Origin of the sequence: Streptosporangium sp. NBC_01810, from assembly GCF_035917355.1 — a bacterium.
Lineage (GTDB): Bacteria > Actinomycetota > Actinomycetes > Streptosporangiales > Streptosporangiaceae > Streptosporangium.
Genome location: NZ_CP109070.1, coordinates 2100944 through 2124738 on the forward strand (window position 1 = coordinate 2100944; position 23795 = coordinate 2124738).

The window sequence follows — 23795 nt, forward strand, 5'->3', positions numbered from 1 at the left end:
CCCCGGAGCGCGCGGGTGAAGCGGAGGTAACGACCGGCTGTGGGTCCGCCCTTGCAGATCGCTGAGTAAACCCCGGATGTGCGAAGATCTGCGCCTGACACACCCGTGGTGAGGCGATGGAGAGTACCAGAATGAACTCGACGAGACGGTGGGCCACTCCGGTGGCAGTGGCTTTCGTGGTGGGAGGCATGCTCGTCGCGCTCCCAGAGGCCACCGTGGCCGCGGCAGGCACCGTTTACTACGTCGACTCCAGGGCGGGTGACGACTCCGCGGCGGGCACCTCGGCCACGGCGCCCTGGCGCAGCCTGGAGAACGTCAACGCCGCCACCCTGCGCCCCGGTGACATCGTGCGTCTCAAGCGTGGCAGTGGCTGGCCGGGCGCGTTGACGCTGTCCGGCCGGGGCACCGCCGCCAGTCCCATCTCGGTCGAGCCGTACGGCAAGGGCGCGGCCCCGAAGATCAGCGGCAGGGACGAGGCGTGCGTGGTGATCTCAGGCTCCTACGTGCGGGTGGTGGGGGTGCGGGCCACCAACTGCCGGTGGGCCGGCTTCGAGGTCGGCGGCAGCCGTAACGAACTCGACCGCGTCATCGCCGACCGTAGCGTCACCGGGGTCCACTTCTTCGGCGCGTACAACGTCGTCAAGAACAGTGTCCTGACCGACAACAACCGTATGAGCGTCAACGACGAGGGTGGCGACGACGACTCCGGCGCCTTCGGCGTGCTGCTCAACGGTGACGACAACCTCGTCACCGGGAACCTGATCACCGGCAGCTACGCGAGCAGCAAGGACTACGGCACCGACGGCGCCGCCGTCGAGGTGTTCAACGGTGACCGCAACCGGATCACCCACAACGTGGCCAGGGAGAACAAGACCTTCGTCGAGCTGGGCGCGCAGAAGGGCAAGACCGCCGAGGGTAACGTCTTCGCCCACAACGTGGTGACCGCCTCGCGCAAGAGCACGTCCTTCCTCGTCACGCGCGGTGCCCGCCACGCGGTCGGGCCGGTGAAGGGCACCATCGCGGTGCACAACTCGGTTTACCTGTCCGCTCGCAGCACCCTCGGCTGGGCCTGCCACGACGGTTGCTCGCCGAGCATCCTGAAGCTGCGCAACAACGTCATCGTGGTCGGCGGGCAGGTGGGTTTCGAGGACGGCAAGGGAGCCGATGAGGACGCCGGCGTCTACAAGGGCCGTTCCCTCAAGTTCAAGCTCGGTCCCAGGTCGATCGTGGCCGATCCCCGCTTCAAAAGCCGGAAGGACCTGCGGCTGAGCCCCGGCTCTCCGGCGTTCGGCCGCGGTGTGAAGCTCGATCCCGCCTGGTACGGAGGCGCGCCCCTGGCCCGTGACCTGTCCGGCGCCGCACTGCCCGGAATCCCCGCCGCCGGAGCTTATCAATCCTGATTTTTACGCATTCTAGGTCTTATTCTGGACATCTTTCCGGAACCTTCGTGAAACCTGGCTAGGACAGTGTGGTGCGCAGAGCGAGGTGATCGGCAATGATGTTGCGGCTACGTATTTCCTTCCCCGACAGGCCGGGGGCCCTGGGGCAGGCGGCTCGGGCGCTCGGCGCGCTGGGCGCGGACATCCTTCAGGTGACGGTCCTGGAACGTGAGGTCGGCCGGGCGGTGGACGACTTCACGGTCTCCTGGCCCGGCACTGTGGACGCCGAGACGGTCAGGGACCGTCTCTCGGGCGTCCCGGGGATGAAGGTCGAGGGTGTCTGGCCCACCCGTGAGATCCCCGGCGCCGCGCCGGACTACGACCTGCTCAAGTACGTCGCCGCCGATCCGGGCAGGGCGCTGGCCACCCTCGTGGACGCCCTGCCCGACCTGGTGAGCGCCGAGTGGGCGGTGACCATGTCGTCGGAGAGCGGCGAGTTCGTCCACCGCAGCTGGCAGGCGCCGTCCGCCCTCGACGGGGCGGGTGGTCTCGTCGACGTCAAGGCGGCGGACCTCGCCACGTTACGACCCGCAGTCCTCGGGTCGGGCGATCACCAGCTGATGAGCATTCCGATGCCCGGGATGAGCATGCACCTGGTTCTTGCCCGCACCGACGGCCCGCCCTTCCACCGCGTCGAGCTGGATCGTGCCATCCGCGTCTTGGAGATCGTCTCCATCGTGGGGCGTACCTCCCAAGCGTGAGTGTTTCCGATATGTCGGATATTGGGTAGAAGGTGGGAAGTGGTGTGGTGCCACTTCCCGTGACCGTGCCACGTCGCCCGTCGTGACCGGCTCCGTCGAAGTCGTCCGGCTACGGCCCGGCAGGCGGGTAACCAGCGCGCACGTCCGCGTCAGCTCTCCCCCCGATGGACAGCAGCAGGTCATATCGGTACCGGGCCCTCGCGGGTCCGCGAGGAGGGCAGCCTGATGCCTAAGCACCACCACATCGTGGCCACGAGCCTGCTGGGGCTCTGCCTGGGCACGAGCACGGCCTGCGGGAGCGGGAACTGGACGGCCAGGGTCGGGGTTCCCGCCGATCCGGCGCGAAACTCCAGCCCCGGGCGGAGCGCCGAACCCACCACGAGCCCAGGTGCCACGAGCCCAGGTGCCACGAGCCCAGGTGCCACGAGCCCAGGTGCCACGAGCCCGGGTTCCGTGAGCCCCGCTCCGGGGCAGAGCACCGGTGCTGCACCCGTGCCCAAGGGTTTCAAACCGATCGGCGGCCCCGCCAACGGGGTCAGCGTCGCGGTTCCGAAGGAATGGGTCGCGATCGACCTGACCAAGGACGATCTCAACAAGGGGCTGAAGAACAGCGGACTGTCCGGCCCCACTCTGGAGCAGGCCAAGAAGAGCCTGCAGCCCCTGGTCGACAACAGGGGAATCTGGGCGGCGGACCCCGAGTCGGCCAAGACCTCCCCGAACGGGTTCCCGACCAACCTCAACGGCTTCTGCCAGGCCGGCCGGCAGACCTCGACGGACCAGCTGATCAAGGAGACCAGAGCCCAGTTGGAGCAGCTCAAGGCCAAGGTCATCGCGGCGGGGAAGGTGACCATCGGCTCCAGGGAGGCGGCACGGATCGTCTACTCCTTCCCGACCAACGGCGTCGACGTCAAGGGCACCCAGTACTACGTGCCGACCGAGAACAAGACCTGCATCGTCACGCTCAGTACCGACGTCGAAGGCAAACAGGAGCTTTTCGACCGGATCGGTCAGACGATCCGGCCGGTCTGACGGCCGCCTCGAATCCTCGGAGACCGCCGCAGCCCCGCCGCGCACCCGCCCGGCCCATGGCCGCTCCGGGTCAGCGCTGCGGAGGGTCGATGCGGGCGCCGTCCATGGTGAAGAGCATCAGGCGGGTGACGTCGACACCCACCTTGGCGGACTCGCCGGCCCGCCAGACCGGGCGGGAGCCGAGGCGGACGATGAGGTCGGCGCGGCGGTGGTGGCCGCCGCTGACGTGCTCCTGCTCCTCGTGCGGCTCGGCGTCCTCGTCGAATAGGTTGCCGGGGATCAGCCGGCGCAGGACCGACGATGATCTGGTGGCCGACGTACTGGGAGATGACGTACGCCCTGGGGTCGGTCCAGGGGATCACGATCTGGTGCGGGCCGAAGTCCAGCAGGATGAACTGGTTCTGCGGGGTGCGGACGGTGGCCGCGAGCAGGCAGTTCCGTCACGCGTTCCCTGACCAGCGTGGGATCGGTCTTGGCGATCTCCAGCGGGAAGGCGATGTTGTCGCGTACGGTCCGGTGCGGGTAGAGCGCGCCGTTCTGGAAGACCATCGCCACGTCGCGGTCGCGGGGAGCCAGGTCGTTGGCGAGCGTGCCACCCAGCCACAGGTCCCCTTCGCTGACCTCCTCCAGGCCCGCGATCATCCGGAGCAACGTGGACTTACCGCAGCCGGAGGGGCCCAGCAGAACGAGCAACTCCCCGTTTTCCGCGCGCAGGCTCAGGCGATCGACCGCGAGGTATCCACCTGGGTATACCTTGCTCACATTGTCGAGGACGACGGTACTCATGCTCGCTCGTTCCTCCCGGGCGCCCCCGCCCGGATCCCATGCCGTGTGATTGATGAGGTAGTACATCGCGGCACTTGCCCGTGTGTCCATAGATGTCATTAGAAATTGCTCATCCGAAGGTTACTTCTCCATTTCCTGCACGTGACGGTTAGTCGCGACCGAAGAGCTTTACCGAAATGCCAGTGCGAGGGATGGGATGTTACAGTTTGCGAAAAGTTGCAGAAACGAATTTCACTGCGGGTGTCGGATGCCGATCGGTTTGCGCCTGGTTCGGCCACATGGTGGGGTGACTCCTTGATGGACGGTGAGCTCGCGCAGACCTCACGCTCCCGCTCCGACGGGACGGCGATCCGGCTGGCCGACATCGCCGCGCAGGCCGGGGTCAGCGAGGCCACGGTCAGCCGGGTGCTCAACGGCAAACCCAGCGTGTCGCAGGCGACCAGGCAGGCGGTGCTGGCCGCGCTCGACCTGATGGGGTACGAGCGCCCGCAGCGGTTGCGTCAGCGCAGCAACGGGCTGATCGGCCTGGTCACCCCGGAACTGGACAACCCGATCTTCCCGGCGTTCGCCCAGGCGTTTGAGAAGACGTTGACCCAGCACGGCTACACCCCGGTGCTCTGCACCCAGCTGCCCGGCGGCGCGGTCGAGGACGAGTTCACCGAGCTGCTCGTGGAGCGCGGGGTCAGCGGCATCGTCTTCGTCTCCGGGCTGCACGCCGACACCACGGCCAAGATGGACCGTTACACCCGCCTGGCCGAGCGCGGGCTGCCGATCGTCCTGCTCGACGGCTACAGCGAGCGGATCGATGCCCCCTTCATCTCTCCTGACGACCGGGCCGCGGCACGGCTGGCGGTTCAGCACCTGGTCGACCTGGGGCACGAGCGGATCGGCCTGGCCGTCGGCCCCGGCCGGTTCGTGCCGGTGATCAGGAAGATCGAGGGGTACCGGCGGGCGATGGCGCAGCTGCTGGGGGCGACGGACGTCGACGAACTGATCTCGCATTCGCTGTTCTCCGTGGAGGGAGGTCAGGCGGCGGCGGCGCAGCTGCTTGAGCGCGGCTGCACGGGGATCGTGTGCGCGTCGGACCTGATGGCGCTGGGCGCGATCCGGGCCTGCCGTGACCGGGGTCTTTCGGTGCCGGGGGAGGTGTCGGTGGTGGGGTTCGACGACTCGCCGTTGATCGCGTTCACCGACCCGCCGCTGACCACCGTGCGCAAGCCCATCGGCGCCATGGCCTCGGCGGCGGTGGTCACCCTCCTGGAGGAGATCAACGGAGTCCGCGCCAAGCACGTAGAGCTGATGTTCCAGCCCGAGCTCGTCGTACGCCGCTCGACCGGCTCGGGTCCGCTGGTCAACCGTTAGACATGCTCGCCGGTGAAAGGTCTGACCCCTACGACCACCTGGCCGACGAGGTGATCGACGATCCCATCGGTGTCGCGGTCCCCCGTCTCTGCCGGTCCCTCGCCTGACGGAGGGCGGGGCGGCCCGGTCACCGGCGACCTCCACGGGTGGGTCGCCGCGTCCCGCGAACGGGGGCCGCCGGGATCGAACGGGTGAGGACGACGGCTACCCGCTGGATGTCACCCGGCCGATCTCACTCGGAGATGTTGACGACACTGGTGAGGATGACCGCGGAATCCTCGTCGGCCTTCAGAGAGTGCCGTCGCTGTGGGATCGGGGCGGCCTGCCCCGTGCCGAGTTCGATGCTCTGCCCCTCCTCGACGATCTGTACCCGCCCCGACAGGACGTGCAGGCTCGCGGCCGGCGGGGCGTCGTGGTCACCGAGGACCGTCCCCGCGGTCAGCGCGATGACCGCCTGGCGTAGCGTGCCCTCGTTGAGGTAGGTGTGGGCGCTACGGCCGTGCGCGCTCTCCCTGGCGAGGGCGAGATGTTCCTCGGCGAGAGCCAGTACGTCGATCATGTGTTCCTCCCGGTTGTTCTGAACCTGCCCTGGGAGGGGAATGCGCAGAGCCAGGCGGAGGTAAAGTCATCCGTCTCGCCGGGTGGGGGGCCGCTCGTCGAAGCGGATGGCCCGGAGCAGGTCCGCGGCGGGACGATCGAGGATCGTGACGCCCGTGGCCGGAGGGAGCACGCCGCTGCGGGCACGCTCGATGAGCACCCGCCAGCGGCGGCAGTGCCGGGCGAAGGTGGTGTCCGTGACGACCCGGCCGCGCGAGAACTGTCCGTCGCGTGCCGTGCCCGGTTCCACGTCGAGCAGGATCAGGTGGATCTCGCTGCCGACCCTGCGCGCCAGCCATGCGAAGCCGTAGAGGATGTGCGGCCATGTGCCGCGGGTGTGCGCGACGACGCCGTGCCCCTTCAGCAGGGCGCGGGCGATCCGCACCACGTGGGTGGTGTGCACCAGCGGGATGCGGGCTCGCGGCGGGATCGGGCCGAGGTAGCGGGCCCACCAGTTGCGGGACTGGCGCGAGTCGACGACGCGGACCTCACCGGCGTGGACCGGTTCCCTCTCGTCGCCGCGCAGTCCGTACAGCCGGTCGAGCAGGGTGCTCTTGCCCGCGCCGGGGAGCCCCGCGAGGAGCACCAGCGATCCCGCCGGATAGTGCAGATCCTCGACAAAGGACCGGCTGGCCGGTGTGGTGGCCATCACGTGCACCTCGCAGGAAAGGGGACTCACCCCATAATGCGTCTCGCGGGCCTCCCACGGCGGAATCGAGTTCGCCGCCGATCCGGCGGGCGCCGGAGGGGACGGCGTCCGTGCGGAGGAAAGCCGGGAAGGCGGTACCTGCCGGGGCGGGAGACCGTCGGTGGGCATGCTCACTCCTCGAATGCGCTCGGTCATTCGAGGTCTCCTTCACCCGCACCTCGCGGGCAACCGTCCGGGGACGCCGCAGAGCGTCCGTATTGACCGGGGCGGTTCTTGGGAAGTACTCCCCTCGTTTGTTCAAGGTTAAGGGAATCCGGCCGGTGGCGTGGTCACCGAGAGGAGACTCTCCGGTGACCACGCGGCGCCGGCCCCCTGCTAGCGGCGGAGGGCGGCCGCCTCGGTGGCCAGTTTCTCGATCCGCGCGTAGTCACCGGTGGCGAGCGCGTCGGCGGGGGTGAGCCAGGTCCCGCCCACGCAGCCGACGTTCGGCAGTGCGAGGTATTCGGGGGCGGTCGCGGGCCTGATGCCGCCCGTGGGGCAGAACCTGATCTGCGGCAGCGGGCCGCCGAGCGCCTTCAGGTAGGGCAGGCCGCCGGCGGCCTCGGCCGGGAAGAACTTCATCTCGGTCACCCCGCGCTCGGCCAGTGCCATGACCTCGGACGCGGTCGCCGCGCCGGGCAGGAACGGCACCCCGCCGGCCTCCAGGGCGTCGACCAGCTTCGGGGTGGTTCCCGGGCTGACCAGGAACGCGGAACCGGCCGCCACCGAGGCGGCCACGTCGGCCGGGGTGCGGACGGTGCCCGCGCCGATCACCGCCTCGGGGACCTCGGCGGCGATGCGCGCGATGGCGTCCAGGGCGGCGGGGGTGCGGAGGGTGACCTCGATGACCGGCAGGCCGCCCGCGACCAGGGCGCGGGCCAGGGGGACCGCGGTCTCCGGGTCGTCGATCACGACGACCGGGATGACGGGGGCGATGTCGAGCAGGCTACTCACACGTACTCCAGGTTGGACAGGCGCTGGTTCAGCCACGCCGCCGCGCCGGCCAGGGCGGGCTGTGGGGCCACGATCAGCGTGGTGGCGATGCCGGAAAGGTAGTCGTTCAGGGTGGGGGTGGCTTCGAAGCGGCGGCGGAAGTCGCTGGAGCGGACCCGGTCCACGATACGCGGCAGCACGCCGCCGCCCAGGTAGATCCCGCCCCGGGCGCCGAGGGTCAGGGCGACGTTGCCGGCGAAGGTGCCGAGCATGGCGCAGAAGACCTCGACGGTCTGCGCGCACAGCGAGTCGTCCATCCGGGCCACGATGTCGGAGGCCGACAGTCTTGGCGCGTTCACCCCGCGGACGAGGGCGAGCCCCCGGTGCAGGCGTGACAGCCCCGGCCCGGAGAGCAGGTGCTCGGCCACCACGTGCTCCAGGCCGTCCGCGCGCAGCGCCCGGACGATCTCGTGGTCGCGCTCGTCGAGGAGCGGCATGGTGACGTGGCCGCCCTCCCCGGGGATCGGCACCCAGCCCTCGGCGGCGGGTACCAGGCCGCCCACGCCGAGGCCGGTTCCGGGGCCGAGTACGGCCTTGACGCCGCGTGAGGGCTCCGGGCCGCCCAGACAGACCAGGTCCTCGCCCCGCAGGTACGGCAGGGACGCGGCCAGGGCCTCGAAGTCGTTGAGCAACCAGGCGTTCGGGATGCCCAGCTCGCGCACCGACCCTGTCCATCCGGCGTTGGTGAGCCGGTAGCGGTCGCCCTCCACGGGCCCCGCGATCGCGACGCACGCGGCTCCCGGCCGAACTCCGCTCGCATGGTCTGCGAGATAGGCGGCTACGGCTTCGGGGAGGCCGTCGTGTTCCGCGCCCGCGAGCACGGCCACTGTATCGGGCTGACCGCCGGGCTCGGTGACCAGCCCGAACCGGGCGTTGGTGCCGCCGACGTCCGCGACGAGCCAGGGAAGGCTCACATGATCTCCTTCGCGGGTCGTATCGGAGGGAGGGTGCGCGCGATCATGCCCGGCCGCCGTCCGCGACGGCCTCGGCGTAGCCGTTCAGGGCGAAGATGCCCGCGCCGCGCTCGGCCGGGCCCACCGTGTGGCGGAAGGCGCCGAACAGTTCGCGGCCGGTGCCCACCCACTGGGCGTCGGTGAGCGGCGCGCCATGAGGGGACCGGGCGGTCAGCTCGTCGGCGGGGACCAGCAGCTCCAGGGTGCCGGCGGCGGCGTCGAGGCGGATCGGGTCGCCGTCCAGCACCAGCGCGATGGGGCCGCCGTCGGCGGCCTCCGGCGACAGGTGGATGGCGGCGGGAACCTTGCCCGACGCGCCGGACATGCGGCCGTCGGTGACGATCGCCACCCGCTGTCCCCGGTCCAGCAGCACCGCCATCGGCGGGGTGAGCTTGTGCAGCTCGGGCATGCCGTTCGCGCTCGGCCCCTGGTAGCGGATGACCGCCACGAAGTCCTGCCCGTCGAGCTCGCCCGCGTCGAAGGCGCGCAGCAGCTCCAGCTGGTCGTCGAAGACCTTGGCGGGGGCCTCGATGACCAGGTGTTCGTCCTTGACCGCGGAGACCTTGCTGACCGCGCGCCCCAGATTGCCGTTGAGCATGTGGATGCCGCCGTCGGCGGAGAACGCGTCGGAGACCGGGCGCAGCACGTCCAGGTCGGTGCTGCCCTCGGTGCGCTCCTGCCAGACCAGCTCGCCGTCCTTGAGCTCGACGGCCGAGCGATAGTGGTCCAGCCCGCGCCCGGCGACGGTCAGCACGTCGCCGTGGAGCAGCCCGGAGTCCAGTAGGTCGCCGATGAGCACCTGCATGCCGCCCGCGGCCTGGAAGTGGTTCACGTCCGCCTGGCCGTTGGGGTACATGCGGGTCAGCAGCGGCACGACCTTCGACAGCGCGGCCAGGTCGTCCCAGAGGAGCTCGATGCCCGCCGCCGCGGCGATGGCGACGATGTGCATCGTGTGGTTGGTCGAGCCGCCGGTCGCCAGCAGCGCCACGCAGGCGTTGACTATCGCCTTCTCGTCGACGACCTCGCCCACCGGGGTGTATTCGTCGCCGTGCGCGGTCAGCGCCACCGCCCGCCTGCCCGCCTCCTTCGTCAGGGCCTCGCGCAGCTCGGTGTGCGGGTTGACGAAGGTCGAGCCCGGCAGGTGCAGGCCCATGACCTCGATCATGACCTGGTTGGAGTTGGCGGTGCCGTAGAAGGTGCAGGTGCCGGGGGAGTGGTAGGACTTCGCCTCGGCGTCGAGCAGCTCGCCCCTGCCGACCTTGCCCTCGGCGAACAGCTGCCGGGTGCGGGCCTTGACCTTGTTGGGCAGGCCGGAGGTCATCGGCCCGGCGGGGACGAACACCGCGGGCAGGTGGCCGAAGTGCAGCGCCCCGATCAGCAGGCCGGGAACGATCTTGTCGCAGACGCCGAGCATGAGGGAGGCGTCGAACATGTCGTGCGAGAGCGCGATCGCGGTGGCCATCGCGATGACCTCGCGGCTGTAGAGCGACAGCTCCATGCCCGCCCGGCCCTGGGTGATGCCGTCGCACATCGCGGGCACGCCGCCGGCGAACTGCGCGACGCCGCCGGCCTTCCTGACGGCCGCCTTGAGGATCGCCGGGTAGGTCTCGTAGGGCTGGTGCGCCGAGAGCATGTCGTTGTAGCTCGACACGATCGCCACGCCGGGCTTGACGCCGGCCCGCAGGTCGCGCTTGTCGCTTTCTCCCACGCCGGCGAAGCCGTGGGCCAGGTTGGCGCAGCCCAGGCTCGCCCTGGCGGGACCGCGCCGGCGGGCCGCCTCTGCCTCGGCGCGCAGCCGGGCCAGGTACGCGGTGCGGCTGGGGCGGCTCCGCTCGGCCAGCCGGTCTGTCACTTCTTGGATCACGGGATGCATCCGGTCTCCTGCGTCGCGGTCGGTTCGGTCTGTGCGCTGTTCCCGGCCGCTCACGCCAGTCCCTCCCCGTGCAGGCCGCGGCCGCTGCGGCCGACGAGTTCGTGGGCCGAGGCGGGGCCCGCGCTGCCCGCGGGGTAGGGCTCGGGCGCCGTGCCCCGTGACTCCCACTCGCTGATGATCGGATCGATCCACCGCCAGGCGGCCTCGACCTCGTCGCGCCGCATGAACATGGTCGGGTTTCCGGCCAGGACGTCCATGAGGAGCCGCTCGTGAGGCGGGGTGACCAGGCCCGCGCGGTGTGCCTCCCGGCAGAACGGGCCGAACGTCATGGGCGGGCCGGCCAGGTAGGGGAGGAGCTTCCGGATGGAGAGGTCACCTGTGCCACCGAAGACGATGAGGTCGGCGGGTTGCGGGGTCTCGGCCATGGGGGGAGCGCTCCGTGATGATCTACCGAACTTGGGGATAGATCGGACAGTAGCCATATCTTGCGCTCCACACAACCCGAGTTTTGTAATTTGAGATGAGAAAGTACGTAGTTTTCATTCCCTAAGCAGGTGTGGTTCACTTGGCCGATGCCTCGACGTCCCGCTGCCGCGCTGGCCACCAGTGGTGAGGTGCTACGCCTCATCCGCTCCGGTGAGGCGGTCACGCGCGCCGACATAGGGCGCGTCACCGGTCTGTCCAGGCCCGCGGTGTCCCTGCGCGTCACCGAACTGCTGGAGCGGCGCCTCGTCGTGGAGGACACCGAGGGCCCCTCCACCGGAGGTCGTCCGCCCACCCGCCTGGTCCTGAACGCCTCCGGGGGCCTCGTCCTGGTCGGCTCGCTGGGCGCGAGCCGCGCGCAGGTCGCCGTCTGCGACCTGACGGGCGAGGTGGTGGCCCGCGCGGAACTGTCCGTGGACGTGGAGGAGGGCCCTGACGTCGTCCTCCCCCTGGTCATGCAGACCTGGAGCGAGCTGCTCGGCGACCGCCCGGCCTCCCTGGTCCGCGGCGTCGGCCTGGGCGTCCCGGCCACCGTCGAGTTCGCGGCCGGACGCACGGAGAGCACCCGGATCATGGCCGGCTGGACGGGCGTGGCCATCCCGCCGATCATCGCCGAGCGCTTCCCCGTTCCGGTCCTCCTCGACAACGACGTGAACGTCATCGCCATCGGCGAGCACCGCGCGATCTACGCGGGCGAGGCCGATGACCTGCTGTTCATCAAGGTCTCCACCCGGATCGGCTCCGGGGTCATCGCCGGCGGCGAGATCCTGCGGGGGGCACTGGGCGCCGCGGGGGAGATCGGGCACATCCCGGTCCGCGACGGCGGGGGAGTGCTCTGCCGCTGCGGCAACATCGACTGCGTCGACTCGGTCGCCAGCGGTACCGCGATCCTGCGCGAGCTCCGCGCCCGGGGGCACGAGGTCAAGACCATGGCCGACGTGGTGAGCCTGGTCCGCTCAGGCGACGCGGAGACCATGACCGTGGTCCGCAACGCCGCCCGGATGCTCGGCGAGGTCGTCGCCAGCGCGGTCAACCTGCTCAACCCCGCGGTGGTCGTGCTCGGCGGCGATGTGGCGGAGACCTTCCAGCCGATGGTCTCAGGGGTCCGCGAGGTGATCCACCGCCGCTCGACGGCCCTGGCGACCCGTAACCTGCGCATCGAGCGCAGCCGCCTCGGCCCGGGCGCCGGGATCGTCGGCTGCGCCCACATGGTCCTGGATCACATCCTCTCCCCGGAGGCCGTCGACTCCGCCGTCTGGCAGACGGTCCGTCCCGTCCGCTCCCTCGTCTGACACCCGTCCCCTCGTCGGCGTCACCGCCCGGCGCTCAGGTCATCAGTGATCACGTGCCGGCCAGGACGAGGCTGAAGTCGCCGGTCGGGTCGGTGTAATGGTGGATCACCCCGAATCCGGCCGTTACCAGCTCTCGCCGCAGGCCCTCGGGGCGGAACTTGGCGCTGATCTCGGTACGCATCTCCTCCCCGGAGGCGAAGGAGACCCGCAGGCCGAGGCCGGCGATCCGCACGCGCATGGCGCGGCTCGCGCGCAGCCGCATCTCGATCCACTCGTGCCGCGCGTCGTACAGCGCGACGTGCTCGAAGGCGTCCGGGGCGAAATCTGCGCCCAGCTCCCTGTTGATCACGTGCAGGACGTTCCGGTTGAAGGCCGCGGTCACCCCGCTCACGTCGTCGTAGGCCGCGACCAGCCGGTCGGTGTCCTTGACCAGGTCCGCGCCGAGCAGGAAGGTGTCGCCGGGACGTAGCGTGGCACGCAGCTCCTTCAGGAAGACCTCGCGTGCCGCCGGGGCGAGGTTGCCGACGGTGCCGCCGAGGAAGGCCACCAACCGCCGTCCCGTACGGGGCAGCAGTGCCAGGTGCGCCTCGAAGTCGGCGCAGATCGCGTGCACGGTCAGGCCGCGGTAGCGCCAGGTGAGCCACCGCGCGGCGTCGCCCAGGGTCGCTGCGTCGACGTCCACCGGAGTGTAGGCGCGCAGCGTCCCCGTCGCGGAGAGGGCGTCGAGCAGCAGCACGGTCTTCTCGCTGGTCCCCGAGCCGAGCTCGACCAGGGTGTCGGCGCCGGCGCGCGTGGCGATGTCGAGGGCGTGCCGGCGCAGGATGGCCAGCTCACGGCGGGTGGGGTAGTACTCGGGCAACCGGGTGATCCGGGAGAACAGCTCGCTGCCGGCCTCGTCGTAGAACCACTTGGGCGGCAGCCATTTGGGAGTCGACGTCAGCCCGGTGCGGACGTCGTGTTCGAGTGCCTGGCGAAGGTGGTCGCGGCCGAGATGGTCGACCAGGTGTACGGCTGACTGGCTGACTGACACGGGGGCCTCCTGGGTCCGTGGGTCACGGGTCCCGGCTCGCCGGTCCCTGGCCGGGGTGCTGTGCTTTCCTGTGGTCCGGCTCCGCTCTGTCACAGTGGCTGGACGCGCACGCCGTCCGCGGAGGCGAGGACCAGGGTCCGATCCGGTACGGCCTGCCAGCCGGGCCGATCGTCCAGTGGTTCGCTCGCCACGAGCACGCCGTCGCGCGGATGGTCTCCGAGGTGGAGGAAGAACGTGTCGCCCCAGACGGTCGCGGCGATCGACCCGCCGTCGCAGGCGAGCAGGTTCAGCCGGGCGTCGGGATCCTTCACCCCGGCATGGGTGACGACCTCGACCAGGGCCTCGCCGAGCGGGGCGCCCGCTCGTCGCCGGGCGAACACCGCGGCGGCGAGCCACGCGGAGTCGCAGGAGCTCTCCGCGTCGTCGGTGAGTTCCCTGATCGCCTCCCGTGCGACCCGGCCGTTGTGGCTGAGCAGCCACGGCCCGTCGGCGAAGGGCGCGGTCGCGCTCTCCTCGATCGGCATCCCCGCCGTGGCCGACCGTACGGTGGCCAGCAGGCAGCCGGAGCGGGCGACCCGGGCGAGGCCGGTCAGGTTGGCGTCCGCCCAGATGGGGATCGTACGGCGGTAGCGGACCGGTTCGGCGCGGGAGGCGTCGTACCAGCCCATGCCGAAGCCGTCGGCGTTGACGGTGCCGTAGCGCTGCAGGCGCGGGGCGTGGGACTGCCGGAGCAGGCCGTGGCCGGGTTCGTGGATCAACGAGGCCAGCAGTCGGGGAGCGCCCAGCCAGGCCGCGTGGCGGCACATCTACCCTCGCTCCGGCGGGGGTACGGGGAAGCGCGCGGGGCACTGATCCGGGGAGGCCGAGCGGGCACATCGGAAGCCGGAGAAGATCTGCCTGCGGGCCGGGCGGTCCCAGTTCCTGAACGTGGTGCGGACCACGGCCGGGTCGGACGCCCAGGATCCGCCGCGCAGCACCCGGTGGCGAGAGTCGAAGAACACCTCGCTGTACTCGCGGTAGGGGAAGCTGTGGAAGCCGGGGTGGGGCAGGAACCACGAACCGGTCCACTCCCACACGTCCCCGATCATCTGCTCGGTGCCGTAGGCGCCCGCCCCCGCCGGGAAGGCGCCGAGCGGTGCGGGCCGTGCCGCCCGGTGCCCGAGGTTCGCCGTGGCGGGCCCGGGGTCGTCGTCCCCCCACGGATATCTCCGCGCCCGCCCGGCCTCGGGGTCCCAGCCACAGGCCTTCTCCCACTCGGCCTCGGTGGGCAGCCGCCTGCCGGCCCATCGGGCGTAGGCGTCGGCCTCGTACCAGCACACGTGCTGGACGGGCTCGTCCATGGGGACGGGCTCGGTCCGGCCGAAGCGGGTACGCCACCAGGTGCCGCCGTCGGAGATCCAGAACAGCGGGGCGAAGGCGCGGCTCCGCTGCCGCCAGAGCCGGCCCTGCGGAGACCACCAGCGGGGATCGTCGTAGCCGCCGTCGGCGATGAAGTCCGCGTAGGCGCGGTTGCCGACGGGGAACCTGTCGATCCAGTAGCCGGGCAGGTCGAGCCGGTGGGCGGGGCGCTCGTTGTCGTAGGCCCACGGCAGGATGTCGGTGCCCATCGTGAAGGGACCCGCGGGGACGAACACCTCGTCGGCACCCGAGGGCCGGCCGGGCGGCAGGTCGCCGTCGCGGACCAGGCCCGGTTCACCGGACAGCTGCAGGGTGGCGAGCATCGTCTCGTCGTGCTGGTGCTCGTGCTGGATCACCAGGCCGAAGACGAAGCCGTCCCGGTGCAGGGGGTCGGGGTCGTGCGGGTCGATCGCGTCCAGGACGTCCAGCACCCGGCCGCGCACGCCCTCGATGTAGCGGCGCGCCTGGTCCGGTCCCAGGATGGGCAGGGCCGTGCGGCCCGCGCGCGGATGCCTGAACGCGTCGTACAGGTCGTCGATCTCCGGGCGGAGCGGGGTGATCCCGCCGACCTGCCGCAGCACCCACAGCTCCTCGTAGTTGCCGACGTGCGCCAGATCCCACACCAGCGGCGACATCAGCGGCGAGTGCTGCCTGACCAGCAGGTCGTCCTCGGCGTCGGTGTAGGCGGTGGACCGGCTCCGCGCGGCGGTCAGCCCGGCGGCGATCCGTTCCTTGAAGTCGCTCATCAGATACCTCCGTGGTGGAGATTCCGGGTCCCGGCTCCGGTCAGGTCCTGAGCCGGCCTTGAGGAGGACGTCAGATCCGTCCTTCCCGGGCCAGCCAGTCGGGCAGGCGCCGTCCCGGCCCTCCGGCCAGATCCAGCAGATCGGCGGCCGGGGAGCGGCCGGGGCTCACGTGGCGGTTGGCGAACGAGGCGACCTCGCAGACCAGGGCCGGTGCCGCTCCCAGCCTGGGCAGCGCCGCGAGGGCGGCGCGGAAACAGGCGTCGGCGGCCCTTCGCAGCATCGGGTCGGCCAGGCCGCGGCGTGCCGCCCGTAGCCACATCCCCGCGCACGGCTCGGCCGCGGCCAGCGCCGAGTCGGCCGCGCGGTCGTCCGTCACCAGGGCGTGGGTCACCGCCGCGCACACCGGCCAGCTCGCCGGGTGCTGGGCGTCGAGGTAGCGGATCTCCAGCCAGCCGCGCGGCCGTACGGGTGGGAAGAGCGTCGTGGCGTGGTAGGTCAGGTCCGCCAGGGTCGGCGGCCGCGCGGCCGCGGCCAGCAGGTCGCGGAAGGTCGAGCCGTCGCGGACCGGGTGGTACCGCGTGCCCTCGGCGTCCCCGGCGTCCCCGGCGTTCTCCGGGTTCTCAGGGCTCTGCGGGGCCTCGCGCACGGCCATGAGGCGGGCGTCGAGCAGGTACTCGGCCCAGTCGGCGGCGGGGTCGCCGGTGGCGGGGACGGCGGCCGTCCGAGTGCGGTCGAGCCGCTCCCACACCGCCTGGCGGCCCGACATCCACCCACATGGCCGGCTCTCGCTGAGCGGCGAGTTGGCGAAGGCCGCCACCAGGACGGGACCCAGCAGGTGGGCGCGCTCCCACCGCGTCGCGGGTCTCTCGCCCAGGTCCAGGTTGACCTGGATCGACGCCGTCGAGCACATCATCAGCGCCCCGTACGGCATGCCGAGAAACTCCGCCATCGCCTCGTACCGGGGCAGGCGCAGCTGCCGCCGGGCCGGCCGCAGCGGGTCGAGTCCCACTCCGACCGGCACCAGGCCGGCGTCCCGCAGCGCTTCGCGCACGGCGTCCACATCGGCGGTGAGGCGGGTGATCGCGTCGGGCAGCGAGCCCGGTGGTCCGGAGAGCTCCAGCTGGCCGCCAGGCTCGAAGGTCACCAGGCTCCCGCCGGGTAGCCGTGGCAGGGCTTCGGCGATCCTGCCCCACGGAACCTGGCGGGCGGGAGCCGTACGGTCGAAGACCAGGAACTCCAGCTCGACTCCCACCTGCTCGCCGGGGGAGGCGAGAAAGCACTGTCGTGCGAAGGCCTCCACGTCCGAGGCGTTCCGGATCAGCGTGTTCTCGGTCGCCAGACCGGTCATCCCCGTCCCCTTTCGACATTTATCTGTGGATTTACAGACTCGTGCGGTGGTGCAGGGGGCGGACGGTTTCATTGAGTAACGGTGGTGTGGCGCCCTGTTTCGACTCCCGGGCATCGCGGCGCCATGTCCGTCGGGGTGCTCCCGGAAGCGATGATGTGCCTAGGGGGAAAGTTCCCATTGTGAGTGATTTCGACACATTTGCCGGTTCGGCTGAACGGTCGCCTCCCCGGCGCCCCGTGACCGGGCTGGAGACCGCGTGCCGTCGGTCACGCCGTTGTCAGCCACGCCGTTGTCGGCTGCGCCGTTGTCGGTCACGCCGTTGTGCCGTGCGGATTCGTCAGCGGTCCCCGAAGGGGTGATCGCAGGAAAGGGGCGCCGAGACACCTTTGACTCTCCTGATCGTCTCTTCCTCCTTCCGGGGGGCAGCGGAAGATAATATAAGATGTGAAAAAAGTTCGGTCCCCTTGAGAAACGCTTTGGTAACACGGAGGAGAGGTAGGTGCGGGTCACCCGTGAGGTGGGGTTCCCGACAGGAGCGGGATGCCGGACACCGGGTGGGTGCCCATAGCGATGGGGCACCCACGGCCGGGCTCCGCTACGCGGGAATCCTCAAGGGGCCGCGAGGACGGTGTGGCGGGAATCTCCGGCGGTTCGCGCCGGGAAGGACGTCACGGCGTCTTGTACTTCAGGGTGTAGGGGCCGGAGCCGCTCGCGGAGGTCACGCGGTAGCGGTAGTAGCCGCGCGTACCGGTGTAGCTGGTCTGCTCGTCGGGCCCAGGGCTGTCGGAGGTGGCGACGGTGACCCAGGTCATGCCATTCCATTTCTGCAGGAAGAGGTCGAAGTCGACGCTGCCGTCGCTGTCCAGGCAGGCGGAGTGCTGGCCGGTGACCGTCGTCTGGTAGTAGCTGTTGTTCGGCTGGTAGGCGGACTGGCCGTTACCGAGCCTGCCGGTGACCGTCTTCGGATAGCCGCTGCAGGAGGATGCGCTCGGCGGGGTGGTGCCCGGTGGGGTGGTGCCCGGTGGGGTGGTGCCCGCGCCCACGGTCGTCAGGGTCAGGCCGTAGGTGGTGAGGATCTCGTCGACCGGCTGGAAGTAGGTGACGCCCCCGGAGGTGCAGTTGCCGGAGCCGCCGGAGGTGACCCCCTGGGCCTGGTCCACGGAGATGAACGAGCCGCCCGAGTCGCCGGGCTCGGCGCAGGCGCTGGTGCGTACCAGTTGGGAGACGGTTCCCTGGGGGTAGGTGACGCTGGTGTCGCGTTGCTGGATGGTGCCGCAGTGCCAGCCGGTGGTGGAGCCGGACCGGCAGACCGAGGCGCCCTCGATGGCCGCCCTGGAGCCGGTGACGGGCACGGTGCCTCCGGCGCCGTTGTTCACCGTTGGAGTGGGCGTCCAGTTGGCGTTCACCGAGATCCAGGCGTAGTCACTGCCGGGGAAGGCCGACCCCTGGAAGACACCCTGAGGGAGCCGGTTGGAGCCGCTCGTGGTGTCGCCCTGCTTGCCGCAGTGACCGGCGCTGACGAAACCGTTCTGGGACTGGCGGACCACGGAGAAGCCGATGGAGCAGCGCTCCGTCGTGCCGATGTAGTAGGCGTTGCCGCCCACGAGGTCGTCGAGGAGTCTGGGGGTCTCGTCGGAGGGCTCCACCTTCACCGCGACCGGGTCCGCACCGGAGGCCTCCAGAGCGTTCGAGGCTATCGCGACATCCTTGGAGAGGACGACCACCTTGTTGGTCCGCACGTCGATGTAGCGTACGGCTCCGGTGTCCTTGTGGGCAGCCGGAGTGTTGTCCACCTGATTCTTGATGGCGGCGAGGTCCGCCAGGGAGCGTGTGACGATCTCGGCCCGGGCGCCTGTGGCGACGATCTGGGGGATGTCGGCCTCGGAGGTGGTGGCGACCACGAGTCGCTGCGCGACGATTCCGACGAACCAGGAACCGGCGAAGCGCTCACCGAGCTTCCCGCGCAGGTCCGCCTCGACCCCTGCCAGGCGGGCCTCGTTGACCAGGCGGGTCTGGGCCTGCTCCTTGGTGAGGTGCAGGTCGCGCTGGAGTGCCTCGATCATGCCCGCCGGCGGCTTCCAGGCGCCCGGGGCGGCAGGAGCGTTCGCGGCCCTGGGCTGGGCGGTGGCCGGGACGGGCACCAGGGCGAGCGCGGTGATGGCCAGGGCGCACCCCGTGGTGATGGCGTGTCTGCGGGACATGGGTCTCTCCTCGACCTCAGCTTTCCGGGCATGAGGGGGGAGAACGCCACATATCACAGGGTGATCATGCGATGTGGGCGACGCCATGCTAATCCAGCCGTTGCCGGTCAAGGCCTCAACGCCGCGCGCCACGCGGAGGGTGATTTCGACTGAGGTCCGCCGCTGTGTTCCGCTCTCGCGGCGCTGTGAAACGCCGGGGCGCGTTTCCCGGTCGATCGTCGGCCACGCCGCGGTGACGGCCGCCCGCCGTCACCGGGATGCGGGCGGTGGATCAGAATCCCCCGAGGGCGCCGCGCCGGACGCCGTGACGCGGGCTGGACGGAAGGGGGCGGACACGGCGTGGCGAGCATCACGTATGGTGAGATCCCTTCGCCGCCGTGCTCCCCGGGCAGGAGGTCGCCTCCGCTCTCGGGCATCGCGCGACGAGGGTGAAACACTCATGCCTCGCGAGTGAAACTGTTGTCCCTCGCGAGTGAAACCGTCGTCTCCGGCGTGAAATCGAAATGACCGATGCTGCGCTTTCAGCGGAAAGCGCTCACAGCGAACGAACGGAAATCACGCTCCCGTACCGGGCTATGGTCACGGGTATTCGTTATTCGTAAATCCTGGGTTCGGAGTAGGTGGAGAACATGAGCGGTCCCCAGATCGTCCCCGAAGATCAGTTGTACCAGCGGCTGCTGCGCAAGCGGATCGTCGTGCTCGGCAGCGAGGTGAACGACGAGGTCGCCAACCGGATCTGCGGGGAGTTGCTCCTGCTCTCCGCCGACGACGAACGGCGCGACGTCTGGCTCTACATCAACTCGCCCGGCGGCTCGGTGTCGGCGGGCATGGCCATCTACGACGTGATGCAGTACATCCCCAACGACGTCGCCACCGTGGCCATGGGCATCGCCGGGTCGATGGGGCAGTTCCTGCTCTGCTCGGGCGCGCCCGGCAAGCGTTACGTCCTGCCGCACGCCAGGGTGATCATGCACCAGCCCTCGGGGGGACTCGGCGGCACGGCCACCGACATCGCCATCCAGGCCGAGCAGATGCTCTACACCAAGCAGATGATGCGCGAGCGGATCGCCTTCCACACCGGCCAGCCGCTGGAGCGGATCGAGGAGGACTGGGACCGCGACCGCTGGTTCACCGCCACCGAGGCCAGAGACTACGGTTTTGTCGATCAGGTCATCACGAACACCAGCGAGGTGGCGTCCGAGAACTGATATTCCGTTCCCGAGAAGATTCCCCTTGGCCGGTTTCCCGGTGAGCGATCCTGCTCTCGGGGCGGTTTCGTATGGAACAGCCTGGCGCCCATTTCCGGCCGTCGCCGGAAATGGAGCCGCGCGGTAATGCGCCGTCGGTCGTACTCCGGTTCTTTCTCCGCGCTTTCCCGGCCGATTGGCCGACCTTTTCCAGCCGTCGCCCGGGCGCACCCGGCCGCTGGGTCAGCGGTGGCAGAGCAGGCAGCGTACGGCCTGTTCGAGAGACTCGGCGTCGGTCATGGGTGAGGGCCAGGGGAGCCGGATCAGGGTCGGGTCCTCGACGCCGCAGCGGACCGTCGCCCCGAAGCGGTCGAGCTCCCAGAGCCAGGCCCCCGGCAGCGGCTCGGCGAGCAGGGAGCCCAGGGCGGCCTCCAACTGCCTGCGATGGGCGCCGTTGACGTGGTTGAGCATGCGCTCGGCCTCGCCCATCAGCGGGTCGGGAGCGGCGCCGAGATACTCCTCGGCCTCCAGCACGCCCGACTCGGGGCCGGTCATATAGATCACCCTGCCGACGTCGACGCGTAGCAGCCTGGGGCCGTCCGTCCCCTCCAGCACCTCGAACAGCGCCTCGTCGGGGCAGCGCTCGGCGATCGCCACAGCGGTCTGCCTCACCTCGGCCACGGGCACGACCTGCGCCCATCCCTGCACCTTGAGCAGGCCGCGCGAGAGCTCGTGCTCTCCCAGCGAGCGGTTCGATGTCAGGTCCACGGTCACCACGGGCTCGTCCCGCACGTCGTGGAGCGGGTCGCCCGGCAGGACGAGCAGCACCGGCCGGCCGACGCCGTCCACGCCGCCTCTGGCGGGCGTCGCGGGGCTGGTGCCTCCGGCGACGGACACGTGGGTGAGAGTGGCGCCGGCGGCGAGGGTGCGGACCCGCTCGGGGATCGGCGGAGCGGTGACTGGCTGCATGGACCGGCTCTCCTTGAGGTCGGGGAGAAACTGCTGTATAAGATTAGCCTTGCCTAACTAAGGTAAACCTAACCATAGAGGAGCGAGCGTGCGCTACACCGGACCGAAGGTGCGCCTGTCCCGCCGGGCGGGCGTGCCGCTGACCCGCAAGGCCGTCCGATACTTCGAGGAGCGCCCCTACCCACCGGGTGAGCACGGTCGCAAGACCAATCGGCGGCAGACCGGTGACTACGGGCTGCGACTGATGGAGAAGCAGAAGTTGCGCTGGTATTACGACGTCTCCGAGCGCCAGATGCGTCGATACTGGGACCTGGCGTTGCGCGGCGGTGGCCGCGCGGGAGCCGAGCTGGTGGTGCTGCTGGAGACGCGGCTGGCCTCCCTGGTGCTACGTTCCGGCCTCGCCCCGTCCATCTACGCGGCCCGCCAGTACGTCGCCCACGGTCACATCGCCGTGGACGGCCGCAAGGTCGACATTCCCAGCTACCTGGTCAGGCCGGGCCAGGTCGTCGCGGTGCGCGAGAAGTCGCGCCGGATGCAACCCTTCGTCGCCGCCTCCGAGGGCGTGTACGCGGACGACAGGGTCGCCGCCTATCTCGGCGTCGACCACGCCGAGCTTCGGTTCACCCTGCTGAGCCGCCCGCTGCGCGAGCAGGTCGTGGTCCCGGTGGACGAGCAGCTCGTGGTGGAGTTCTACTCGCGCTGACCTGACGCCTATCCTCGGCGCCGGCCCGCCGCCCTCCGGGCGGCGGGCTTTCTCACGCCGTTGCCTCTCACGCCGTTGCCTCCCACGCGGTTTCCCGCACCACGAACGTGCACACCAGCATGAACGCCACGAAGAACACCCACGCCTCCGGGTGCTTGGCCATCACCTCGCGGGTGATGTCGGACCAAGCGTCCCCGGTCATCTTCCGCCGGGGTGAGTCGGGTCAGGTCACCGTGGGACGCTCGGTGACCTGACGCAGTAGTCGCCGATGCCCGACTCCAGGAGTTCGAAGGCGCGCTCGGCCTGTCGCCGCAGGTCAGGGGCGATGGTGTCGAGCGTCTCGCCCGCGAGCATGCGCTGGACGGCGTGGCCCATCAGCCCGCGCAGCACCGCGCAGATCTGGGCGGCGGCGAACGCGGGAGTGAGGTCGTCGGGGTCGGCGTCGGCCTCGTCGGCGAGCGTTCTGGCCAGGGCCTGCTCGCGCGCCTCGTTCATCTCTCTGATCCGGGCGTTGAGTGAAGGGCTCTCGGCGACCATGCGGGTGAAGGCGTCACTCCCCTCGTGGAAACCGTAGCGGTGGTGCCGGGTGTCGAGCGCGTCCAGGAAGTCGCAGCGCGCTATCCTGCCGCCCCCGCTCCCGTACGACCCTGCTCGGCAGGTCCTCCACCTCCTCCTGCCGGTCGAAGAGCAGGTCCTCCTTGGTGCCGAAGTAGTTGAAGACCGTGTTGACCGACACGTCGGCGGCCCTGGCGACCTCGGCCACCGTCACGTTGTCGAAGCCCCGCATCATGAACAGCCCGGTGGCGATGTTGGAGATGCGCTCCCTGGTCTCCCGTTTCTTGCGCTCTCGCAGGCCCTCGCTCATGAGGTCATTCTGAGGTCCTCCCGCCAAGGGAGCACGGCAGTTACGGCTCACAACATGTGGGAAGGTCGTTGACATCTGACGATAGTGAGTGAACACTATCTTCATGCCGGAACAAGCACCCCGACGGCGTCCTCGGATCGCGGCGTCACAGCGACGACAGGAGGTGCTGGCTGCTGCGCTCCGCGAGTTCAGCCAGAAAGGACTGCACGGCGGATCGACGACGACGATCGCTGCCGCGGCAGGAATCTCCCAGCCGAATCTGTTCCGGCTCTTCGCGACCAAGAAGGAACTGTTCATCGCCGTGCTCACCCACGTGTTCGAGGCAATCGAGCGCGAGATGATCCAGCGCGGCGCCTCCGCCCCGGACCCGTTGACCGCGATGGAGTCAGCATGGGGCAGGCTGCTCGTCGCCGACGACCTGATGGCGATGTACCTGCAGGGATTCGCCGCGTGCCACGACCCTGACATCCGCGTGGAAATGCAGCGCGCGACGCGCGCGATCTTCGAGAGGGTCGAACGGATGCCCGGGCTCGATGCCGCTCAAGCCCACCGCTTCTTCGCCGAAGGCCTGCTCTTCATGGCCGGAGCAGTGATGAACCTGGAGGACGAAGCCACCGAAGACGGCTGGGGGCGCCGCTTCCTGTACTCCGGCTGAATCCAGCCGGAGCAGGATCCCGATCAATCCCGACGTGGCCACGCACTATCTGTCCATCGTGCTGCACGGCCTGCCTGCCAGCCTTGCCCTCTTCCTCGGCCCACTGCAGTTCATCACCCCGCTGCGCGTCCGCCGACCGCGCCTGCATCGGGTGATCGGTGCGGTCGGCGACGGCTCCCAGCATGAAGAGGATGTTTGTGCACACTGGTGGCACGCGCCACGACCCCGGCCGGCTCTGACACACGATGACCTCCGGGGATCTCAGGCCGGGGGGCCGTACGGCTCGATCCTCGGGTCGGCGTAGGGGCCCCCGCCCGCCGCGGGATCGACGCGGCGGGCCGCGGCCTCGGTCACCCGCAGGCCGTACAGGTTCTGATCGGGGTCGATGAGCACCAGGCCGTAGCCGGTGTCGACGTCCTCTTCCGGCAGCCCCAGGTGCCGCATGGCCTGCGCGAGCGTCGCGTCGGACGGGAGCCGTACGGTGATCAGGAGCATGA

25 protein-coding genes and 1 pseudogene are annotated in these 23795 nt (G+C 70.1%); 8 read left to right on the forward strand and 18 right to left on the reverse strand.

The window, feature by feature from the left end; genetic code table 11:
- Positions 1-161: 161 nt before the first annotated feature.
- Positions 162-1400, forward strand: a complete 1239-nt coding sequence (locus OIE13_RS09565) for a right-handed parallel beta-helix repeat-containing protein (RefSeq protein WP_326640962.1) — start codon at positions 162-164, stop codon at positions 1398-1400.
- A 95-nt stretch (positions 1401-1495) separates the two neighbouring features.
- Positions 1496-2140: an amino acid-binding protein gene (locus OIE13_RS09570; RefSeq protein ID WP_326640960.1), complete on the forward strand. Its 645-nt coding sequence runs from the start codon at positions 1496-1498 to the stop codon at positions 2138-2140.
- A 179-nt stretch (positions 2141-2319) separates the two neighbouring features.
- Here OIE13_RS09570 and OIE13_RS09575 read toward each other — a convergent pair whose 3' ends face one another.
- Complete coding sequence (locus OIE13_RS09575) at positions 2320-2535, reverse strand: hypothetical protein (RefSeq protein ID WP_326829885.1); 216 nt, start codon at positions 2533-2535, stop codon at positions 2320-2322.
- A 58-nt stretch (positions 2536-2593) separates the two neighbouring features.
- Between OIE13_RS09575 and OIE13_RS09580 the strand changes: the two genes are divergently transcribed.
- Positions 2594-3169, forward strand: coding sequence for a hypothetical protein (locus OIE13_RS09580; protein ID WP_326829886.1), 576 nt, complete (start codon positions 2594-2596; stop codon positions 3167-3169).
- A gap of 279 nt (positions 3170-3448) precedes the next feature.
- Here the strand turns inward: OIE13_RS09580 and OIE13_RS09585 are convergent, their stop codons facing one another.
- Positions 3449-3955 carry an ABC transporter ATP-binding protein gene (locus OIE13_RS09585; RefSeq protein WP_326829887.1) on the reverse strand — a complete coding sequence of 169 codons (507 nt, stop codon included), beginning with the start codon at positions 3953-3955 and terminating at the stop codon, positions 3449-3451.
- Positions 3956-4252: 297 nt separating this feature from the next.
- On the opposite strand from OIE13_RS09585, the gene OIE13_RS09590 reads away from it, so the two are divergent.
- Positions 4253-5317, forward strand: a complete 1065-nt coding sequence (locus tag OIE13_RS09590; RefSeq protein WP_326829888.1) for a LacI family DNA-binding transcriptional regulator — start codon at positions 4253-4255, stop codon at positions 5315-5317.
- A gap of 232 nt (positions 5318-5549) precedes the next feature.
- On the opposite strand, the gene OIE13_RS09595 is transcribed toward OIE13_RS09590, so the two are convergent.
- The 6 genes and pseudogenes from OIE13_RS09595 to OIE13_RS09620 all read right to left on the reverse strand — a co-directional run.
- A complete protein-coding gene (locus OIE13_RS09595; protein WP_326829889.1) occupies positions 5550-5876 on the reverse strand; it encodes a cupin in 327 nt (108 codons plus the stop codon).
- Between the two features lie 66 nt (positions 5877-5942).
- Positions 5943-6563, reverse strand: a complete 621-nt coding sequence (locus OIE13_RS09600; RefSeq protein WP_326640951.1) for an AAA family ATPase — start codon at positions 6561-6563, stop codon at positions 5943-5945.
- A gap of 375 nt (positions 6564-6938) precedes the next feature.
- Positions 6939-7556, reverse strand: a complete 618-nt coding sequence (gene eda, locus OIE13_RS09605; protein WP_326640948.1) for a bifunctional 4-hydroxy-2-oxoglutarate aldolase/2-dehydro-3-deoxy-phosphogluconate aldolase — start codon at positions 7554-7556, stop codon at positions 6939-6941.
- Positions 7553-8509, reverse strand: coding sequence for a glucokinase (locus tag OIE13_RS09610; protein ID WP_326829890.1), 957 nt, complete (start codon positions 8507-8509; stop codon positions 7553-7555). Before OIE13_RS09610 ends, eda begins: the two co-directional genes overlap by 4 nt.
- 43 nt (positions 8510-8552) lie before the next feature.
- On the reverse strand, positions 8553-10421 hold the full coding sequence (edd, locus tag OIE13_RS09615; RefSeq protein WP_326829891.1) for a phosphogluconate dehydratase: 1869 nt from the start codon (positions 10419-10421) through the stop codon (positions 8553-8555).
- A gap of 50 nt (positions 10422-10471) precedes the next feature.
- Positions 10472-10693: pseudogene (locus OIE13_RS09620) on the reverse strand (glucose-6-phosphate dehydrogenase); the annotation flags it as partial.
- Between the two features lie 300 nt (positions 10694-10993).
- Between OIE13_RS09620 and OIE13_RS09625 the strand changes: the two are divergent.
- On the forward strand, positions 10994-12196 hold the full coding sequence (locus tag OIE13_RS09625) for an ROK family transcriptional regulator (RefSeq protein WP_326640942.1): 1203 nt from the start codon (positions 10994-10996) through the stop codon (positions 12194-12196).
- Between the two features lie 49 nt (positions 12197-12245).
- Here the strand turns inward: OIE13_RS09625 and egtD are convergent, their stop codons facing one another.
- The 5 genes from egtD to OIE13_RS09650 all read right to left on the reverse strand — a co-directional run bounded on the left by egtD (position 12246) and on the right by OIE13_RS09650 (position 18919).
- Positions 12246-13226: an L-histidine N(alpha)-methyltransferase gene (egtD, locus tag OIE13_RS09630; protein ID WP_326829892.1), complete on the reverse strand. Its 981-nt coding sequence runs from the start codon at positions 13224-13226 to the stop codon at positions 12246-12248.
- Positions 13227-13315: 89 nt separating this feature from the next.
- Entirely contained in the window at positions 13316-14032 is a 717-nt protein-coding gene (gene egtC, locus OIE13_RS09635; protein ID WP_326640938.1) for an ergothioneine biosynthesis protein EgtC, read from the reverse strand.
- Positions 14033-15370 (reverse strand): ergothioneine biosynthesis protein EgtB, encoded by a 1338-nt coding sequence (gene egtB, locus OIE13_RS09640; RefSeq protein ID WP_326640937.1) that lies wholly within the window; start codon positions 15368-15370, stop codon positions 14033-14035.
- Between the two features lie 70 nt (positions 15371-15440).
- Positions 15441-16718 (reverse strand): ergothioneine biosynthesis glutamate--cysteine ligase EgtA, encoded by a 1278-nt coding sequence (egtA, locus tag OIE13_RS09645; protein ID WP_326829893.1) that lies wholly within the window; start codon positions 16716-16718, stop codon positions 15441-15443.
- Positions 16719-17386: 668 nt separating this feature from the next.
- Positions 17387-18919: a S1 family peptidase gene (locus OIE13_RS09650; RefSeq protein ID WP_326640934.1), complete on the reverse strand. Its 1533-nt coding sequence runs from the start codon at positions 18917-18919 to the stop codon at positions 17387-17389.
- A 629-nt stretch (positions 18920-19548) separates the two neighbouring features.
- On the opposite strand from OIE13_RS09650, the gene OIE13_RS09655 reads away from it, so the two are divergent.
- Positions 19549-20127, forward strand: a complete 579-nt coding sequence (locus OIE13_RS09655) for a ClpP family protease (RefSeq protein ID WP_326640932.1) — start codon at positions 19549-19551, stop codon at positions 20125-20127.
- 222 nt (positions 20128-20349) lie between these two features.
- Here OIE13_RS09655 and OIE13_RS09660 read toward each other — a convergent pair whose 3' ends face one another.
- A complete protein-coding gene (locus OIE13_RS09660) occupies positions 20350-21075 on the reverse strand; it encodes a DUF2470 domain-containing protein (protein ID WP_326640930.1) in 726 nt (241 codons plus the stop codon).
- An 88-nt stretch (positions 21076-21163) separates the two neighbouring features.
- Here OIE13_RS09660 and rpsD point away from each other — a divergent pair, with 88 nt between their 5' ends.
- On the forward strand, positions 21164-21778 hold the full coding sequence (gene rpsD / locus OIE13_RS09665; RefSeq protein ID WP_326640928.1) for a 30S ribosomal protein S4: 615 nt from the start codon (positions 21164-21166) through the stop codon (positions 21776-21778).
- A gap of 67 nt (positions 21779-21845) precedes the next feature.
- Here rpsD and OIE13_RS09670 read toward each other — a convergent pair whose 3' ends face one another.
- Genes OIE13_RS09670 through OIE13_RS09680 form a run of 3 tightly spaced genes read right to left on the reverse strand, consistent with a single transcriptional unit; the run spans position 21846 to position 22643 of the window.
- A complete protein-coding gene (locus OIE13_RS09670; protein ID WP_326640926.1) occupies positions 21846-21980 on the reverse strand; it encodes a hypothetical protein in 135 nt (44 codons plus the stop codon).
- Positions 21981-22006: 26 nt separating this feature from the next.
- Positions 22007-22315 carry an acyl-CoA-like ligand-binding transcription factor gene (locus OIE13_RS09675; RefSeq protein WP_326640924.1) on the reverse strand — a complete coding sequence of 103 codons (309 nt, stop codon included), beginning with the start codon at positions 22313-22315 and terminating at the stop codon, positions 22007-22009.
- 13 nt (positions 22316-22328) lie between these two features.
- A complete protein-coding gene (locus OIE13_RS09680; protein WP_326640923.1) occupies positions 22329-22643 on the reverse strand; it encodes a TetR/AcrR family transcriptional regulator in 315 nt (104 codons plus the stop codon).
- Positions 22644-22806: 163 nt separating this feature from the next.
- Between OIE13_RS09680 and OIE13_RS09685 the strand changes: the two genes are divergently transcribed.
- Positions 22807-23298, forward strand: coding sequence for a TetR/AcrR family transcriptional regulator (locus tag OIE13_RS09685; RefSeq protein ID WP_326640922.1), 492 nt, complete (start codon positions 22807-22809; stop codon positions 23296-23298).
- Between the two features lie 261 nt (positions 23299-23559).
- Here the strand turns inward: OIE13_RS09685 and OIE13_RS09690 are convergent, their stop codons facing one another.
- Positions 23560-23793, reverse strand: coding sequence for a hypothetical protein (locus OIE13_RS09690; RefSeq protein WP_326640920.1), 234 nt, complete (start codon positions 23791-23793; stop codon positions 23560-23562).
- Between the last annotated feature and the right edge of the window lie 2 nt (positions 23794-23795).

Excerpts from the sequence above, each read along its gene's own strand:
- OIE13_RS09570 (WP_326640960.1), top strand. The coding sequence starts at position 1,496 with ATGATGTTGCGGCTACGTATTTCCTTCCCCGACAGGCCGGGGGCCCTG.
- OIE13_RS09585 (WP_326829887.1), bottom strand. The coding sequence starts at position 3,955 with ATGAGTACCGTCGTCCTCGACAATGTGAGCAAGGTATACCCAGGTGGA.
- OIE13_RS09590 (WP_326829888.1), top strand. The coding sequence starts at position 4,253 with ATGGACGGTGAGCTCGCGCAGACCTCACGCTCCCGCTCCGACGGGACG.
- OIE13_RS09595 (WP_326829889.1), bottom strand. The coding sequence starts at position 5,876 with ATGATCGACGTACTGGCTCTCGCCGAGGAACATCTCGCCCTCGCCAGG.
- OIE13_RS09600 (WP_326640951.1), bottom strand. The coding sequence starts at position 6,563 with ATGGCCACCACACCGGCCAGCCGGTCCTTTGTCGAGGATCTGCACTAT.
- edd (WP_326829891.1), bottom strand. The coding sequence starts at position 10,421 with ATGCATCCCGTGATCCAAGAAGTGACAGACCGGCTGGCCGAGCGGAGC.
- OIE13_RS09625 (WP_326640942.1), top strand. The coding sequence starts at position 10,994 with ATGCCTCGACGTCCCGCTGCCGCGCTGGCCACCAGTGGTGAGGTGCTA.
- egtC (WP_326640938.1), bottom strand. The coding sequence starts at position 14,032 with ATGTGCCGCCACGCGGCCTGGCTGGGCGCTCCCCGACTGCTGGCCTCG.
- egtB (WP_326640937.1), bottom strand. The coding sequence starts at position 15,370 with ATGAGCGACTTCAAGGAACGGATCGCCGCCGGGCTGACCGCCGCGCGG.
- egtA (WP_326829893.1), bottom strand. The coding sequence starts at position 16,718 with ATGACCGGTCTGGCGACCGAGAACACGCTGATCCGGAACGCCTCGGAC.
- OIE13_RS09650 (WP_326640934.1), bottom strand. The coding sequence starts at position 18,919 with ATGTCCCGCAGACACGCCATCACCACGGGGTGCGCCCTGGCCATCACC.
- OIE13_RS09655 (WP_326640932.1), top strand. The coding sequence starts at position 19,549 with ATGAGCGGTCCCCAGATCGTCCCCGAAGATCAGTTGTACCAGCGGCTG.
- OIE13_RS09660 (WP_326640930.1), bottom strand. The coding sequence starts at position 21,075 with ATGCAGCCAGTCACCGCTCCGCCGATCCCCGAGCGGGTCCGCACCCTC.
- OIE13_RS09670 (WP_326640926.1), bottom strand. The coding sequence starts at position 21,980 with ATGACCGGGGACGCTTGGTCCGACATCACCCGCGAGGTGATGGCCAAG.
- OIE13_RS09675 (WP_326640924.1), bottom strand. The coding sequence starts at position 22,315 with ATGGTCGCCGAGAGCCCTTCACTCAACGCCCGGATCAGAGAGATGAAC.
- OIE13_RS09680 (WP_326640923.1), bottom strand. The coding sequence starts at position 22,643 with ATGAGCGAGGGCCTGCGAGAGCGCAAGAAACGGGAGACCAGGGAGCGC.
- OIE13_RS09690 (WP_326640920.1), bottom strand. The coding sequence starts at position 23,793 with ATGCTCCTGATCACCGTACGGCTCCCGTCCGACGCGACGCTCGCGCAG.